This is a genomic window from Streptomyces sp. NPDC046122 (assembly GCF_056429965.1).
Window position 1 is genome coordinate 331,596 of record NZ_JBWKLQ010000004.1, and the last position, 15,696, is coordinate 347,291.

Annotated in this window: 17 protein-coding genes; 13 read left to right on the top strand and 4 right to left on the bottom strand. The window is 71.4% G+C overall.

The features are described from left to right. Positions 1-37 precede the first annotated feature (37 nt). Positions 38-1,732: an FAD-dependent monooxygenase gene (locus AC07FK_RS14665; RefSeq protein WP_479105236.1), complete on the top strand. Its 1,695-nt coding sequence runs from the start codon at positions 38-40 to the stop codon at positions 1,730-1,732. A 40-nt stretch (positions 1,733-1,772) separates the two neighbouring features. Here AC07FK_RS14665 and AC07FK_RS14670 read toward each other — a convergent pair whose 3' ends face one another. Together AC07FK_RS14670 and AC07FK_RS14675 are read right to left on the bottom strand one after the other, a co-directional pair. Next, complete coding sequence (locus tag AC07FK_RS14670) at positions 1,773-2,030, bottom strand: hypothetical protein (protein ID WP_479105237.1); 258 nt, start codon at positions 2,028-2,030, stop codon at positions 1,773-1,775. A gap of 5 nt (positions 2,031-2,035) precedes the next feature. Further along, positions 2,036-2,566: a DUF2269 family protein gene (locus AC07FK_RS14675; RefSeq protein ID WP_479105238.1), complete on the bottom strand. Its 531-nt coding sequence runs from the start codon at positions 2,564-2,566 to the stop codon at positions 2,036-2,038. 96 nt (positions 2,567-2,662) lie between these two features. On the opposite strand from AC07FK_RS14675, the gene AC07FK_RS14680 reads away from it, so the two are divergent. Together AC07FK_RS14680 and AC07FK_RS14685 are read left to right on the top strand one after the other, a co-directional pair. After that, positions 2,663-3,004, top strand: coding sequence for a PadR family transcriptional regulator (locus AC07FK_RS14680; RefSeq protein WP_479105239.1), 342 nt, complete (start codon positions 2,663-2,665; stop codon positions 3,002-3,004). Further along, the gene (locus AC07FK_RS14685; RefSeq protein WP_479105240.1) at positions 3,001-3,675 is read left to right on the top strand and encodes a permease prefix domain 1-containing protein; all 675 of its coding nucleotides are present in this window, start codon (positions 3,001-3,003) and stop codon (positions 3,673-3,675) included. The genes AC07FK_RS14680 and AC07FK_RS14685 overlap by 4 nt, the downstream gene beginning before the upstream one ends. Positions 3,676-3,741: 66 nt before the next feature. On the opposite strand, the gene AC07FK_RS14690 is transcribed toward AC07FK_RS14685, so the two are convergent. Beyond that, positions 3,742-4,251, bottom strand: a complete 510-nt coding sequence (locus AC07FK_RS14690; RefSeq protein ID WP_479105241.1) for a nuclear transport factor 2 family protein — start codon at positions 4,249-4,251, stop codon at positions 3,742-3,744. Between the two features lie 147 nt (positions 4,252-4,398). On the opposite strand from AC07FK_RS14690, the gene AC07FK_RS14695 reads away from it, so the two are divergent. The 7 genes from AC07FK_RS14695 to AC07FK_RS14725 all read left to right on the top strand — a co-directional run bounded on the left by AC07FK_RS14695 (position 4,399) and on the right by AC07FK_RS14725 (position 12,117). Next, the gene (locus tag AC07FK_RS14695; RefSeq protein ID WP_479105242.1) at positions 4,399-5,058 is read left to right on the top strand and encodes a PadR family transcriptional regulator; all 660 of its coding nucleotides are present in this window, start codon (positions 4,399-4,401) and stop codon (positions 5,056-5,058) included. A gap of 256 nt (positions 5,059-5,314) precedes the next feature. Further along, positions 5,315-6,118 (top strand): SGNH/GDSL hydrolase family protein, encoded by an 804-nt coding sequence (locus AC07FK_RS14700; protein WP_479105243.1) that lies wholly within the window; start codon positions 5,315-5,317, stop codon positions 6,116-6,118. 208 nt (positions 6,119-6,326) lie between these two features. After that, a complete protein-coding gene (locus AC07FK_RS14705; RefSeq protein WP_479105244.1) occupies positions 6,327-6,890 on the top strand; it encodes a dihydrofolate reductase family protein in 564 nt (187 codons plus the stop codon). 379 nt (positions 6,891-7,269) lie between these two features. Beyond that, positions 7,270-7,773 (top strand): FBP domain-containing protein, encoded by a 504-nt coding sequence (locus AC07FK_RS14710; RefSeq protein WP_479105245.1) that lies wholly within the window; start codon positions 7,270-7,272, stop codon positions 7,771-7,773. Positions 7,774-9,139: 1,366 nt separating this feature from the next. Then, positions 9,140-9,895 carry a hypothetical protein gene (locus tag AC07FK_RS14715; RefSeq protein WP_479105246.1) on the top strand — a complete coding sequence of 252 codons (756 nt, stop codon included), beginning with the start codon at positions 9,140-9,142 and terminating at the stop codon, positions 9,893-9,895. A gap of 172 nt (positions 9,896-10,067) precedes the next feature. Continuing rightward, complete coding sequence (locus AC07FK_RS14720; protein ID WP_479105247.1) at positions 10,068-11,678, top strand: polymorphic toxin-type HINT domain-containing protein; 1,611 nt, start codon at positions 10,068-10,070, stop codon at positions 11,676-11,678. Between the two features lie 16 nt (positions 11,679-11,694). Further along, positions 11,695-12,117 (top strand): hypothetical protein, encoded by a 423-nt coding sequence (locus AC07FK_RS14725; RefSeq protein WP_479105248.1) that lies wholly within the window; start codon positions 11,695-11,697, stop codon positions 12,115-12,117. A gap of 57 nt (positions 12,118-12,174) precedes the next feature. Here AC07FK_RS14725 and AC07FK_RS14730 read toward each other — a convergent pair whose 3' ends face one another. Next, positions 12,175-12,600, bottom strand: coding sequence for a DUF192 domain-containing protein (locus AC07FK_RS14730; protein WP_479105249.1), 426 nt, complete (start codon positions 12,598-12,600; stop codon positions 12,175-12,177). Positions 12,601-12,738: 138 nt separating this feature from the next. On the opposite strand from AC07FK_RS14730, the gene AC07FK_RS14735 reads away from it, so the two are divergent. The 3 genes from AC07FK_RS14735 (at position 12,739) to AC07FK_RS14745 (ending at position 15,411) form a co-directional block, all read left to right on the top strand. Next, a complete protein-coding gene (locus tag AC07FK_RS14735; protein ID WP_479105250.1) occupies positions 12,739-13,539 on the top strand; it encodes a prepilin peptidase in 801 nt (266 codons plus the stop codon). Between the two features lie 165 nt (positions 13,540-13,704). Next, complete coding sequence (locus AC07FK_RS14740) at positions 13,705-14,823, top strand: baeRF3 domain-containing protein (protein ID WP_479105251.1); 1,119 nt, start codon at positions 13,705-13,707, stop codon at positions 14,821-14,823. Between the two features lie 276 nt (positions 14,824-15,099). Continuing rightward, on the top strand, positions 15,100-15,411 hold the full coding sequence (locus AC07FK_RS14745) for a winged helix-turn-helix transcriptional regulator (RefSeq protein ID WP_479105466.1): 312 nt from the start codon (positions 15,100-15,102) through the stop codon (positions 15,409-15,411). Positions 15,412-15,696 lie beyond the last annotated feature (285 nt).

Here is a 15,696-nt window from a genome sequence, read left to right on the forward strand (position 1 = left end):
GAACCACTCCGGGGCGGGCCGGCACTGGGAGGCATCCGTGGCGTACCCCCGTAGGACCGACGTACTGATCGCCGGGGCCGGTCCGGTCGGACTGAGCGCGGCCGCGGAACTCCGCCGGCACGGAGTGCGCTGCCGTCTCGTCGACCGGCTGACGGCCCGCCTTCCCTACGCCAAGGCGGTGGGCATCCAGCCCCGCACCCTGGAGGTGTGGGACCGCATGGGGCTGGCCCGCGCCGCATTGGAGTCCGCGGCTCCGCTGCGCGGGCAGTTCACGTACGTCAACGGCCGGGAAGAGGCACGGATCGACCTCGTGCTGCCGCCGGAGGTGCCGTACGGGTTCGCCGCGCTGCCGCAGTACGAGACCGAGCGCCTGCTCGAGGAGTACGTCGCCGACCTGGGGACGTCCATCGAACGCGGCACCGAGCTGCTGTCGTTCACCCAGGACGGGGAAGGCGTCACCGCCCGGCTGCGTACCGCGTCCGGTGCCGAGGAGGAGCTGCGGGTCCGCTACCTGATCGGCTGCGACGGGGCGCACAGCACCGTCCGCAAAGCGCTGGGTCTCACCTTCGAGGGGGCGGCCTTCGCCGAGGAGTACATGCTGGCCGACGTCGAGGCCGACTGGGACCTGCCGCACGGATACGGCGTACGGTCCGTCCATCGTGCCGACGACGGTTCCACCGACGACGTGCTGGTCTGCATTCCGCTGCCCGGTACGGGCCGCTACCGCATGTCGATGCTGGTTCCGCCCGAACTCTCCGCGCGCGCGAGCGGCCCGGAGGGCGGGCGGGGCGACGGCGTGGCGCACGGCATGGAGGGCGGCCGGGTCCCGGAGCTTTCCCACATCCAGGCCGTCGTCGACCGCCTGGGCCCCGTACCGGCGTCCGTTTCCCGGATGCGCTGGTCGTCGGTCTTCCGCATCAGCCACCGGATCGTCGACCGTTACGCGGACGGACGCGTCTTCGTCGCGGGCGACGCCGCCCACATCCACCCGCCCACCGGCGCCCAGGGCATGAACACCGGCATCCAGGACGCCTGCAACCTGGCCTGGAAACTCGCCCTCGTCATCGGGGAGAAGGCGGGCCCCGCTCTGCTCGCCAGCTACGACGCCGAGCGCCGCCCGGTCGGCGAGGAGGTCGTCGGCCGTACCGTTCGGCATGCCAGGCAGGGTTTCGAGGCCGACCCCGACGACCCGCGGACCCTGGTGGCCCGCGAGGCCCAGTTGCTCGTCGGCTACCGGGACGGACCACTCGCGGCCGAACCGTACGGCCCGGCCGACGCGCCCCAGCCGGGCGACCGGGCCCCGGACTGCGCCGGGCTGACCGCGCCCGTGGCCGCGTATCCGTTGCGACTGCTCGACATCCTTCGCGGCCGTACGGGCCACCTGGTGCTCCTGTACTCGGCCGACCCCGCCGCCCTGGCCGAGACCGCCGAGTCACTCCGGGCCGCCGGTGTGCCGCCACGCGGTACGGGAGGCGAGGCCCCACCCTTCGCGGACGGCCTGCGGACCGTCGCCGTCCTCGCCCGCGAATCCGTCCCGGACGCGCCCGGCGCCCTGGGCGTGCCCGGATACGGCGACGCCGCCGGGGAGTTCGCCCGGCTCTACCGCCCCGACGGCTCGACCGGCTTCGTCGTACGCCCGGACGGCCACCTGGGCGCACGCTTCCCCCTCCCCGGCGCCGTGGCGGCCGTGTCCGACTACCTCGCGGCTCTCGCCGTACGGCCCACCGCCTGACACCTGAGCGCGACCGGACAGGCGTCCCCACCCCTCCGGTTCACCCCGGCGACGGGCCGTTCCGTATCCGGCGGAGGGCGAGCAGGCCGCCGACGCCGGGGACGACGGCGAGCCACCGGGCCCCCGACGAGGCGGCGCCGGGGGCCGGCCAAGCGGTCGCGACGACGACGAGGTACGCGGTGCCGTGGAGCGGGCCGGTGAGTGCGGCGACCGCCGGCGTGTGCGCGGTGAGCAGGTTGGCGAGCAGGACGACGAGGGAGGCGGCCTCGACGCCGGCCGCGACGGGCAGGATGCGCACCGGCGTCACGCTCCCGTCGTCGAGCCGGGGCGCACGATCATGAGGACGACGACGACCGCCCACAGGAGGTTGAAAACGCCTGTGAGCATGGCCAGTCGCGCCGCCGCGGGGTGCGGCCCGGGGACCTGGCCCTCACGGTGCGGCGCGTCCTGGAGCGAGGCGAGCAGGCGCCTCTGGCGGGGCAGGACGGCCAGCGTGAGAACGGCCGCGGCGATCGCGGTCAGCGCGAGCGAAGTCGTCAGCCAGGCATCGGTGAGTACGCCGAGTTGGACGGCGGTGGCGATCCCGAAGACGGGCACGGCGATACCGGCGACGGCGTAGACCCGGCAGATTCGGTGCAGGAAGGCGGCCACCCCGAGGGCCCGGCCGCCGGCATCCGCAGCGCCCGTATCCGTGACGCCGGACGTGGGCTGCCGGTCCGCGCCGCCGGGCGCCGGTTGTCGGACGTACCGGGGGAACAGGGAGGCGGCCACGGCGATCGGTCCGATCGCCAGGATCGCCGCGAGGACGTGTATGGACAGCAGCAGTTTGGTCACCGCGGGCTCCTCGGGCCGTGCGCTATGTGTTGGCTGCCAATAGGTACCACCCCTACTCCTCCTTTGGGTAGGCTGCCTACCTATGAGGGCCTACCAATGAGGGCAGACGCGGTACGAGGACATCTGGACGGGCTGCTGCTTGCCGTGCTCGAAGCAGGACCGCTGCACGGGTACGCGATCATCGCCGCGGTCCAGCAGCGCAGCGGAGGCGTGCTCGACCTGCGGACGGGAACGATCTATCCGGCGCTGAACCGGCTGGAGCGGCTCGGGCTGCTCAGCAGCGAGTGGGACTCCGTCGGCGAGCGGCGGCGGCGCTGTTACGAGCTCACCGACGCCGGACGGGGCAGCCTGGCGCGTGAGCGGACGGCGTGGGAGGAGTTCACGACGGCGATCGGCTCCGTCCTGAACCCGGCGGCGCCGCCCCGGCCCGCCACGTGAACGCCGCCGGCCGACGGGCCGCCGACCCCGTCGAGGAGTACGCCACGGCCCTGGCGGGCGCCCTGTACGGGCCGGCCCGCGTCAAGGCGCGGCTGGTCGAGGAGGTGCGCGACGGCCTCGCGGAGACGGTCGCGGCGTACACCCGCGAGGGGTTGCCGCGCGACCAGGCCGCCCGGCAAGCGGTACGGGACTTCGGGAGCCCCGAGGAGATCGTGCCCAGCTGTCAGCGGGAGCTGACCATCGCCCAGGCCCGGCACACCGCCCGGGCCGCGCTCCTCGCCGCCCCGTTCCTGATCGCCTGCTGGTACGTGATCCGGAGTGCCGACCCGGGCGAGGACGGGCTCGTCCCGCGGGCGGCCCAGTTGCTGGCCGTGCATCTCGCCGGGATCGCCGGCGTGGCCGCGCTCCTCGCGGCGGGCACACTGGCCGCCACCGGCACGCTCGCCCGCCGGCTGCCGACACCTCACCGGCTGCCCCTGGCGGTCGCATGGACCGGCACCACCGCGAGCGTGTCCATGGCGATCGCCACCCTGGCTCTCACCATCTCCGCACTCCTGGCCACGAACTGGCCGCTGATCGCCCTGGCCGGCTCGCTGGCCGCCGCGTCGCACGCCCTGGTGGCGGCTTCCGCGCGCGCCTGCCGCCAGTGCGCGAGGTCGTCGGTGGCGTAGCCACCGCCGAAAGGGAGGCCGGGGGGCGGCGGGTGCCGGTCGGGAGCGGGGCGCTCGCCCGGTCGCCTATGCGGGGGATGCCTGTGATGCGTCCGAGGCGGGTGATGCCACTGTGGCGGTGGCGGCGGTGGCGGGGACGAGGCCGTCGGCCACCAACCCGGCCAATACCGCCTCTCCCAGGGCGTGCACCGCCGACTGCGGGCGGACCATCACCGTGAACTCCTTGATCAGGCCCCGGTCGTCGAAGTGGAGCAGGTCGACGCCGTGGACGGCCTTGCCGTTCACAACCGTACGGAAGAGCAGGACCGCCGAAGGGGCCTCACCGCCGTCGGCGCTCGTCTCCGCCGTACCGGCGTACTCGCCGACGTAACGGAAGTCCTCGAAGGTCCGCAGCAGGACACCGAAGAGCCCCATGACCATCGGCTTGCCCTCGAAGGGCCGGAACTTCACCGGGCTGTAGAGGCGGATGCCGTCAGCGAACAGCCCGTCGAGCGCGGCGAGATCCTCCTTTTCCACGGCGGCGCGAAAGCGGGCAGCGGTGGCGGCAGCCTCGGCAGGGAGCTGGTCGTCGTTCATGCGTCGGTACTCCTCGGCAGTCGTCGTAGTGGCCTGCGCGTACACGGGCGGACGTGGACTGCACGTCCCATAGTCTTCAATCTGACTACTCACTTTCTTGACTATGATGATGTGGGTACGCACGCCGAAAAGGAAGGGGCCGCATCCATGGCTTTGCGACATGCCGTACTGGCCGCGCTGCTCGCGGGCGACGGCAGCGACGGGGACGGCCGGGGCGAGTACAGCGGCTACCAGTTGGCCAAGGCGTTCGACATCGGCGTCGCCAACTTCTGGCACGCCCTGCCCCAGCAGCTCTACGCCGAGCTGGCGAAGCTGGAGAAGGAGGGCCTGGTCGCGGGGCGGCAGGTCGTGCAGGAGACACGGCCGAACAAGCGCCTGTTCCGCGTCACGGAGGCGGGTCTCGCCGAGCTCGAAGCGTTCGCCGCCGCTACGCCGAAGGCTTCGTTCATCCGCGACGACCTGCTGGTCAAGGTCCAGGCCGCCGACAGCGTCGACACCGCCCCGGTGATCGAACAGCTGGAACAGCGGGCGGCGCTGGCCGAGGCCAAGATCGAGCTGTTCGGCAAGGTCCTGAGCAAGATGCGCGGCGAGCTGGACGAAGAGGAATTCCTGCGCCGAGGCGAAAGCATCGGCCCGTACCTCACCTGCCTGCGCGGCCTGGCACTGGAGCGGGAGAACAAGGAGTGGGGGCTGCGCGTGGCAGCCGTCCTGCGCGCGAGGCGGAGCAATGAGACGCGGAGTGCTGAGACGCGTGGTGCTGAGACGCGGAGTGCTGAGAGGCCGAGTGCTGATGCAGAACGACGATGAGCAGGCGCAGTACGGGCGGCAAGTGGGGGATGGGCGACAGGTGGGGGTCGGGATGCTCGGGGTGGACGGGGCGAACGGGACGGACGGGGTGAACGGGCGGCTGGAGGCAGACAGGTCGTCCGGTGTTGGCGGGCCGTTGGGCGTTGGCGGGTCGTTGGGCGTTAACGGGTCGTTGGGGGCCGGCGGGTCGTCCGGATCGGGCGGACCCATTGGGGCGGACGGGTCCTTCGGGTCGGACGGGCAGCAGGAGCCGGAGTTGCCGCTTGGGGCAGTCCGGCGGGGGCTGTCGTATGTCCGTTACGTCGCCCTGGGGGACAGTCAGACCGAGGGGCTCGGCGACGGGGACGACACCATCGGCCTGCGGGGTTGGGCGGACCGTTTCGCCGAGCACCTCGCCGCCGCGGACCCCCGCCTCCAGTACGCCAATCTGGCCATACGAGGACGCCTCGCCGGTCAGGTCCACGCCGAGCAACTGGCACCGGCTCTGGCGCTGCGCCCCGACCTCGCGTCGGTGGTCGCGGGGGTCAACGACGTGATGCGGCCGACGTTCGACGCCGCCGAGGTGGTGGGGCACCTGGAGGTGATGTACGCCGCGCTGACGCGCGGCGGGGCCCGCGTCATGACGGTCACCTTCCCCGACATCGGGCAGATCGCGCCGCTGGCCCGGCCACTGAGTTCCCGGGTGCACGCGCTCAACGCGGGCATTCGCGCGGCGGCCGGCCGCCACGGGGTCGTGGTCGTCGAGATCGCCGAGCACGCCTTCGCGGCCGACCCGCGGCTCTGGACTGCGGACCGGCTCCACCTGAGCCCTCTCGGCCACGAACGCTTCGCCGCCGCCGCGGCCCACGCCGTACAACTTCCCGGCGCGGACGACGCGTGGTCACAGCCGCTGCCTCCCTACGCAGCCGTTGCCGGCTGGCGGGCGGCGCAAGCCGAACTGCGCTGGGTCGGCGCGCACCTCGGCCCCTGGCTGGGGCGACGCCTGCGCGGCCGGTCCTCGGGCGACGGCCGTACGGCCAAGAGGCCCGGACTGACCACTTTCGTAGATCACCGCGGCTAAGTTTTTCCCGTGAAGAGCGGGCGGGCCGATGAGTTCCGGTGTGCCGTGCGGTCTCAATGAAAACGCAGCACGCAGGCACGAGCACGCAGCACGAGCACGCAGCACGAGCAAACAGCACAAGCACACAGCACCGAGAGCCCAGCACGCGGCACGGAGCCGACCTCCACCTCCCGCGCGAACCCCGAGCGAAACGCCGAAAGGTAGCACCATGCGCAAGTTCAAGCTTCAGGTTCAAACCACAGTCGACGGCTACATGGCAGGCCCGAACGGTGAGATGGACTGGATGACGTTCCCGTGGACGGACGACATCAGCGCCTACATCGATGCGTTGACCGACCCGGTCGACTGCATCGTGCTGGGCCGCAAGCTCGCGGAGGGGTTCATCCCGGCCTGGGCGGCCGGTCCCGAGGGAGAGGACCAGGCGTCCATCGACAAGATGAACAACACGCCCAAGGTCGTCATCTCCAACACCCTCACGGAGTCGCCCTGGGAGAACGCCGTCGTGGCTGGTGGCGACCTGGCCGAGACGGTGAACAAGCTGAAGGCGCAGCCGGGCGGCGACATGATCGCGTACGGAGGCGGCACGCTCGTATCGAACCTGATCGCAGCAGAGCTGCTTGACGAACTGCACCTGTTCGTCAACCCGACCGCCATCGGTGCCGGCATGCCCGTCTTCGCCAACCCGAATGGCTACCAGCAGCTCCGCCTGGTCACGGCGCGGCCGTTCGACTGCGGCATCACGGCGCTCCACTTCGAACCGAAGCGCGCTTGAGGGCGGGGCGGTCTGAGGGGAGTGGCCTCGGGGGAGTGAGGGTGCGGCGGGGGTGGGGTGAGGCACGGGGGCTTTGTAGGGCCGGGGGCGGTGATTGCTTCTGGTGTGGGGGCCGCCTTTTGGGAGGGTGGCGTCGGAGGCCCGCCCCCGGGGGAGCCCACGGGACAGGCTCGGTGAGGGGTCGCTCATACGTCGCCGGCTGGCAGGTGTGTGGGCGGGTGGGGCGCGCGGTCGGTCCCGGGGTGGTGCGGCCCCAGTCTCAGCGACTGCGGCGACGGCCGTTGGTTTGCGAGGAACGGGTGCGGCGACGGTTGTCGGCTTGCGGGGCGTGTGGATATTGAGATGCGGGGTGGTGGGGGTGGCCGTAGGGTCGACGCCCGTGGAACCACTCACCGAGAAACAGATCCGCTCATCCTTCGTGAACTGCACCAAGGGTGAGGCGGCACGTCTGCGCCTTCCGCTCGACTTCGCGCAACTTCCCTGGGAAGACCTCGACTTCATCGGCTGGGTGGACCCCGGAGCACCGTTGCGGGCACATCTCGTGCTGCCGCAGGCGGAGGGCCCGGTGGGGGTCTCGCTGCGGGTGCCGTCGGTGAGCCGCACCAGTGCGGTGAAGTCCAGTCTGTGTCAGGTCTGCCTGACGGGACACGCGTCTTCGGGTGTCACCTTGCTGGTCGCCCCTTTGGCGGGCGCCAAGGGCCGCGAGGGGAACACGGTCGGTATCTACATCTGCTCGGACCTGGCCTGCCCCCTGTACGTACGCGGCAAGCGGCAGCCGAAACTGCGTTCCGGACGGTACGAGGAAACTCTGACGCTGCACGAGCGTCTCGCGCGTATGACGGACAACTTGGACGCCTTCGTGTCCAAGGTCACCGGCATGTGAACCACCGCCGTAGCCACCCAACAGCCGGCTGAGCGCATGAACCGCTCACACCACGACCACAAGCGCTACGCGTGGGACGAGTGATGGCTGGAGGGGCGTCGAACTCCGTCATATGTCGACTTCATCCCACCCAGCGAAGAGAAGCGACAGCGACAACTGTGCAGCCGCCCGCACACCCCGCCCCGGCCCATTGACACTCAAGCGCTGGGGGACGGCCCGAAACCCCCCGGAAGCAACGAGTGGTTCACCCGGTGACTCCACCGCCGCCTCTCTCCAATGCCAGTGCGTTGCGGATTTCCTCGATCATCGTGTCCGGGCGGCGGTAGACATCCATGGCTGTGAACCGAAGTGACCGGTGGAGGGGCCGGCACAAGGTGAGTTCGTTGAAGCGACGTACGTCTCGCTCATGGGCCGCTCGGTCGCCGTGGTAAGCGTAGCCCTCGATCTCCACTGCGACACCCTCCGCCCGGGACAGGAAGTCGACAGTCCGCCGTCGGCCGCCCGGCGGCCGCACCTGCGCCTGCGGCTCAGGATGCAAATGCGCGTCGTGTATGCGCAGACGGGCGACAGTCTCGGCGGGTGAACCGCTCCGCCGGTCCGCGAGTGCGAGCGTTGCCCGCGCTTTCCGTACGCCACGCCGAGGCCCGGCCTCCAGGGCGGTCGCTACCGCTCCGAGGTGCGTGAACGCCGGACGCTTCGCCGTCGGGTCGCCCGCCGGTGGACGAATCGACACCGCGGACTCGACGGTGATCAGTGCCTCCTCCCGGGGCTCGACCTCAACAGGTCCGCAAGCGTGCGACTGACCGTCGTGCCGTTCACCGTCCACGGGAGTTCGATCTCGTGCAGCCATGCCGCCGTCCAACGGCTTGCGACCAGCCGGGGGTGAGCCAGTTGGATCGCCCGTAACCGCGTCATGCGGTCGATCACCATGCCGGGCTCGGCCCAGCTTCACCGGCGGATCTGCGTCCAGCCGTCCTCTCGGAGTACGCGGTGGAGACGGGGCGGTGACCAGCCCCGTTCCATGGCCTGGCGCGTCAGCAGCACGCCCCAGTGCGGCGCAGGGCGGATGCGGTGACCATTTGGGCCCGTGGGCCCAAGCGTGGTCAGCCCTGCCGTTGTTACCGTGCGTATGGCCAGTGGTCAGCGCTCAGTGGTCGGCCGCCCGGGCCCCCCGGGCCCATGGCAGACGGTCAGCCGTCAGCGGTCGTACGCAGGTACCAGGGAGCAGTGAGGCGTGAAGGCACGTTCAGCGCGATCAGCCCACCCAACGCGATCAGCCCATCCAACGCGAGCAGCCCAACCGACGCCGTCGACCCGGTCACCACAGTCGGCCCGTCGAGCCGCGTCTGTCGTCACCGCAGCCGCAGTGACAGCAGTCCTCTCGTTCACGACGGCCTGCAGTGGCGGTCCCTCCGGTACGGACGACAAGGACAGCCGGGCGAAGCCAGAAGCAGCCGCCTCCGCCTCCGCCTCTGCTTCCTCCTCGCCCGTCCCCACGACCGCCACCCCCACGACCGCCACGGACAAGCCCGTCACCAGCACCGGCGCCACTTTGAGCACAGGTGAGTTGAAGAAGGCCGCCCTCGCGAGCGGCGACGTGCCGCACTTCGCCGTTACGCCGATGCGGGGCGCCGGCCAGACCGGCACCGAGCGCGCCGAGCAGCCCGAGTGCCAGGCGCTCGCCGACGTCATCAACGGTGCCCCCGAGCCCGCCCCCTCCGCCGTCGTGCACCGCACGTTGATGGACGAGTCGGAGGAGGGGCAGGACGACCAGACGGTCGTCACCGAGATCCTCACCTCGTATCCCGAGGGGCGCGCCGTTCAGGTCCTCCGTGGCGTCAGCAAGGCCGTCCGGGCCTGTGCCGGCGGCTTCAAGACCACCGGCGGCGACGGTCCCTCCACCTACACCGAGGTGAAGCCGCTGCCCGCGCCCGAAGCCGGGCAGGAGGCCCTGGCCTACCAGGTGACCGGAGCCCTTGAGGGCGCCGACGTGCCGCTCGTCTTCCAGCTCGTACGCACCGGCTCGACGGTCGTCATCTTCTACGCGGCCAATCTCATCGACGGGAAGACCCCCGAGATCCCCGCCCGCCTCGCCACCATTCAGGCGGCCAAACTCCCCTGATGCCTGGACCACCCCGAGGGCCTCGACGACACATGACGCCGCGGGATTTGAGCCCGGGTTGGGTCCGTGGGCCCATGCCCGTCAACACGGTGTTCCGTACGGTCGCGGCATGGCACTCCACTTCGGCCGACCCCGCAGGCGACGTCGTCAACCACGCACTGACGCGCGCCTGTTGGGGCTGCGCAAGGCGCAGTCGGGGCAGACGACGCTGGAGTACGCGGCACTGGTGCTGGTCGTCGCCGCCATCATCGGTGCGCTCGTCGCCACCGGGCTCGGACAGACCATCTCCGAGCAGGTCGGCGCGGCGGTCTGCCGGGTCACCGGCGGTGGTGACTGCGGGGGTGGCGGAGGCGGCGATCCGCAGGCGCGCGAAGACGGTGGAGAGCAGGGAGACGGCGACACCAACGGCGACGGCCAAGGAAACGGCGACACCAGCGGCAACCGCGAGACCGGCACCGGCACCGGCACCGGCACCGACGCCGACGCCGACGGCGACGGAACGAAGTCGCCCGAGCAGATCGCGTACGAGAAGGCTCTCAAGGAGCTCCAGGACGCCAAGAACGCCGAGCAGAGCGACCGCGAGAAGGCCGAGCAGGCGGCAAAAGAGCTCGGCAAGATCCTCGCCGAGGAGCTCGGCATCACCGACGCCGTCGACTGCGTCACCACGGGAAACGCCGGTTCCTGCACCGAAACGCTCATCAACGTCCTCACCAGCCTCATTGGCGGAGCCGTCGGCAAGCTGGCCGCGAAGTACGGCGCGCCGTGGAAGTGGAAGAAGGCCGCCGAGCTCGTACGGAAGCTGAAGAAGCACGGCGACGAGCTGTACGACGGCCTCACCGGCATGGTGATGAACCGCAAGCGCGTCAAGGACGCCCAGGACGAACTCGCCGACGCGCAACGCAAGCTCGACGAGAAGAAACCCGACCAGAAGCCGGACCAGCCCGACAAGAGGCCCATCACCTGCGCCGGCGCCCACAGCTTCCTGCCCGGCACCCCGGTACTGCTCGCCGACGGGACCCGCGTCCCCATCGAGGCCGTACGCGTCGGCGACCGCGTCACCGTGACCGATCCCGTCCGCGGCGTGACGACCGGCCGCCGGGTCACGCACACCATCACGACGTACGACGACAAGCACTTCACCCGCCTGACCGTCCGCACGCCGGCCGGGCTCCGCGCCGTCACCGCCACCGACACGCACCCCTTCTGGCTGACCGGCGACGGCGCTCCCCGCTGGGCCGACGCCGGTGACATCAGGCCGGGCGCGAGTCTCCGCGCCTCAGACGGCAGCGCGCTCCCGGTCACGGCGGTCTCGCACCACACCCGGCGGCAGACCACGCACGACCTCACCGTCGCCGGAATCCACACGTATTACGTCGGGGTCGGCGGGCAGAACGTCCTCGTCCACAACAACGACTGCGTGGACAAGGAACTCCTCGACGAGATGAAGGAGACGGGCGTCAAGTTCGACCCGGAGAAGGTCATCAGGGCCGAGCGCGATCCCGACGGCAAGATCGTGTTCCTGGAGGAGGGCAACTCGCGGGCCGGCCTCAAGCACATTCTCGAAGAGCACGCCGATGATTTCGAACGGAGCGGAATCGCCCGGGAGGACATTCCCGACCTCGTGATGCAGGCTGCGACCAAGGGCAAGAAGGTGGGTACGCAGGGCAAGGGGGACGGGCGGCCGATCTACGAGGTCGAGTTCAAGGGACAGAAGCGAAGGGTGGCGGTGACGGTGGGGAACAACGGGTTCGTCGTCGGCGCCAACCCGAAGAGCGTGGGCTAGCGGGACGGGTGACGGTATGAGCGCAGAAGCGCGAGCAGGAGATGTACGTCCGGAGGACGAGGCAGAGGCAGAAGAAAAGGAAGAGGGGACGGGGCGGAGGCCGGAGGCCGTACGTCGGGTGCGGCTCGCGGCGGACTACGACTGCCACCCGGTGTGGGTCCGCGGCAGCGACGGCATCAGCGACAACGTCGCCCCGGGCGAGCTGCCGGTCGACGCGGGCCTCGCGGGGGAGCTGGAGCGCTGGGGGGACGCGTACGACGCCACGCTCAACCGCGACGACCCGGTGGCGTCCGGGTTTCCGACCCCGCGGGACGAGGCGGCGTTCGCCGAACGCGGCGCGACGCTCGCACGCGAGCTGGCCCGGCAACTGGGTGCGGCGTGGCAGGTCACGTACTACGACCCGAGGCTGTCGGAGGACGTGCCGTACGGCCCTGAGTAGCTGAGCAGCTGAGCAGCCGAGTGGCCGTCTCCTGGTGCCGGCGGGAAGCGCCCACCTTCAGCCAAGCTCCCCGCGGCTGCCCCCGCCCCTGGCCCCAGCCGCGCGCACCATCAGCCGCAAGCCCCGCCGTATCCCCCACCGTTCCAGCGCGCCCGCCTCCGCCTCCAGTACGTGGCGTGCGCGTGGGCGGGGGAGGCCCAGGCGGCCCGGGGGCATTCTGCGGACCGTGAGCACGCGGAAGTCGCGGTCCAGGTACGCCACATCGAGCGCGAAACGCATGCCGAACGTGTGCACGCTGCTCGCCGGGGTCAGCACCATCGCGCCCGTGATGCCGTCCCGGCCGAGCAGCCCCCGTGTGCGGGCCCGTCGGGACGCCGCGATCTCGATCGGCACGGAGACCGGCCCCGCACCGCCCCGGCCGTCCGCCACCGCCCCCGCAGCCGTCACAGTCAACGTCCCGGCCCCGTCCGTCCATTGCCCCATACGCCGACGGTAACGCCACGACCCCACCCCCGTGCCCGCCTCAGCCCACCACCCGCCTGCTCGCCCCACCCGCACCCACCCCCCTCTGGGCCCACGGGCCCATGACCCCGCACCCCACCGCCGCCTAGGCTCCCTGTCGTGTACGCCATGCTGATCGCGGCCGCCGCCCTCTGGGGCGCCGCCACCGGACTGCTCGTGCCCCGTGCCGCCTACCGGCTGGCCGTCGAGCCGGAAGAGGGGTGGCGGGCGGCGTGTCCGGCCGGGCATCCGCTCGCCGGGCCCGCGCGCGGCTGGCTCGGTACGGCGCGCTGCGCGCGGTGCGCGGCGGCGGTGGGCGTGCCGGTGCGTACCGCGGACGGCGCGCCGCGGCACCTGTCCGGGCCGGCGCCGTACGCGCGTGCCGTGCTGCCCGTCCTCTGCACCGCCCTCGCGTGCGCGCTGCTCGCCGCCGCCACCGGGGCCCGGCCGGAGCTGGGGGTGTGGCTGCTGCTGGCGCCGTTCGGGGTGCTCCTGGCGGTGGTGGACCGGCGCGTGCACCGGCTGCCCGACGTCCTGACGCTGCCGCTCGCGGCGGCGACCCCCGCGCTGCTCGGGCTGGCCGCGCTGCTGCCGGGGAACGGCGGATCGTGGCCGGTCGCGCTGCTCGGCGGCGCCGCCCTCGGCGGCGGCTACTTCGTCCTGTTCCTGATCAACCCCAACGGCATGGGCTTCGGCGACGTCAAACTGGCCCTCGCCCTGGGAGCCGCCCTCGGCTGGTACGGATGGCCGGTGTTCTTCGCGGGGGCGTTCGCCGGGTTCCTGTTCGGTTCGGTGTACGGCGTCGGGCTGGTGATCCTGCGGCGCGCCGAGCGCAGGACCGCGATCCCGTTCGGCCCCTTCATGATCACCGGGGCGCTCGCGGGGCTGCTGCTGGGCGGACTGGGCGCTTCGGCCGTCTGACCGCGCGCGCCGACCACGCAATCGTGAGAAGTTGCCATGAGACGTGTGTAACGCACGCAATGTAGGCAATGCTCGCAATGAACGCACGCAAGCACGTACGGGCAGTCGGCACGGTAAGCCGCCTGCCCGCGATCCACAGCCGCAGCCGCAGCCAGGAGTGCCCGAATGACGCAGCCGACCCGCCCCACCCCGGAACTGCTCGCCGAACTGCGCAAGCCCCGCCCGTATCCGGCGGTGTCGGTCACACTGCCCACGCACCGGCACTGGCCGGAGAGCCAGCAGGACCACATCCGCCTGCGCAACATGCTCACGGAGGCCGAGAAGCGCCTCGCGGACGACCCCGAGGTGTCGAAGGTGCAGGCGACGGCGGTGGCGCAGCAGCTGTCCGCCGCGGCCGACGCCCTCGACCCGGAGTACTTCGGTGACGGACTGGTCGTCTACGCCTCGCCCGAGGAGCACCGGAGCTTCCTGGTCGGGGGATCCGTGCCCGAGCGCATCGTGATCAACACGACGTATCTCACCCGCAACCTGGTCGCGCTGTCGGCGCGGGAGCGGCAGTACCTGGTCGTCGTCCTCAGTACGGGCGAGGTGCGGTTGTGGCGCGGCCAGGGTGAGCAGGTGAGCGAGGACCAGGTGTCCGGCTTCCCGGTCATCACCTCCGGCGCCGAGCGCGACAAGGCGCCCAGCCGCGACGGTGGCCAGTGGCTCACCCAGGACTTCCGCAACATGCTGATGGAGGCCGACCGCAAAATGACGGCGGTGCTCCAGGCGAGCCCGCTGCCGGTCGTCCTGGTCGGGCTGAGCCAGCACATCTCGGTCTACCGCGAGATCACTCACCACGGGCAGGCGATCGCCACCGAGCTCGAAGTGGGCGGACTGACGAACACGACGCCGGCGGAGATGTCCGCCCAGCTGGCCCCGGCCCGCCGGGCCCTCGCCGAGGCCGACACGGCGCGGGCGATGCGCGGGCTCGACGAGGCGCGCAGCGGCAAGCGGTACTCGGCGGGCGTGCAGGACGTGTGGCAGGCGGCCGGGGAGGGACGCGTGGCGCTGCTCGTCGTCGAGGAGGGCCTGCGGGTGAGCGCCCGGCCGGAGACGGTCGAAGGCGCGGAACGGGCGACGCTCACCCTGCCGGCGCCGGGGGAGGAGAGCATGCCGGGTGCGGAGGAGGACATCATCGACTCCGTGGTGGAGACGGTGCTGTCGGCGGACGGCGAGGTCGTCTTCGTACCGGACGAGTCCCTGGCCGAGGCCCACGGCATCGCGGCGGCCCTCAGGTACTGAGCCGCCGGCCCGGACGCGGTCGCGCCGGATGTTCCCGGTGCGGCCGCAACCGGCCCGTCCGCCGACGTCCCCCCGTCGCGCGACCGGACCGGCTTTCCGTCAGCGGCGGTGCACCCGGGTGCTCTTCGCCGCTCCGCGAACGGACGACTCCCTGCTCCGACGGCCGCTCCCGTACAGTCGATGACCTTCGTCGACTGCGGTGAAAGCCGTTACGGACCAGAGGAGTTGGCAGTGGACAAGGACACCGGGCCGTACGTCTGCGGGCTCGACGCCGCCATGGACGTGGTCGGCGGCAAGTGGAAGGCCCTGATCCTGTGGGCGCTGCACGACGGCGGCACGCTCCGCTTCGGGCAGCTGAAGCGGCAGGTGCCCGGTGTCAGCGAGAAGATGCTGATCCAGCATCTGCGCGAGCTGGAGGCGGACGGCATCGTCCACCGCGAGGTGTACCGGGAGGTCCCACCGCGCGTCGAGTACTCGCTCACCGAGATGGGTGAGGCTCTCAACACGGCTCTGGGACCGCTCGGCGCCTGGGCCACCCGGCACATGGAGCAGATCCTCGCCGCCAAGCGGCGCGACGTCGTCGCGTAAGCGGAGCGTCAAGTCCGCTCCCCTCGCCCGGTTAGCTCTTCGGGGGGACGGAAGAGGGGCCGCAGAAGCGTATTTTCCTTAGTGCCGACTGGGCTCCGGGGCCGCCTGCGGCACCGCTGGAAAAAATCACGGATGACTTTCGGAGCGGCGAGGGCGCGAGCACCCTTTACGAAGGGTTATGGTGGAAACCCCCCCTCGGGCCGGTCCGTATCCCCCCCACGGACCGGCCCGTTTTTTGTGCCGTCACACCTGTGGCGCCGGTGCCTTCGCGCCCCCGGGCTCACT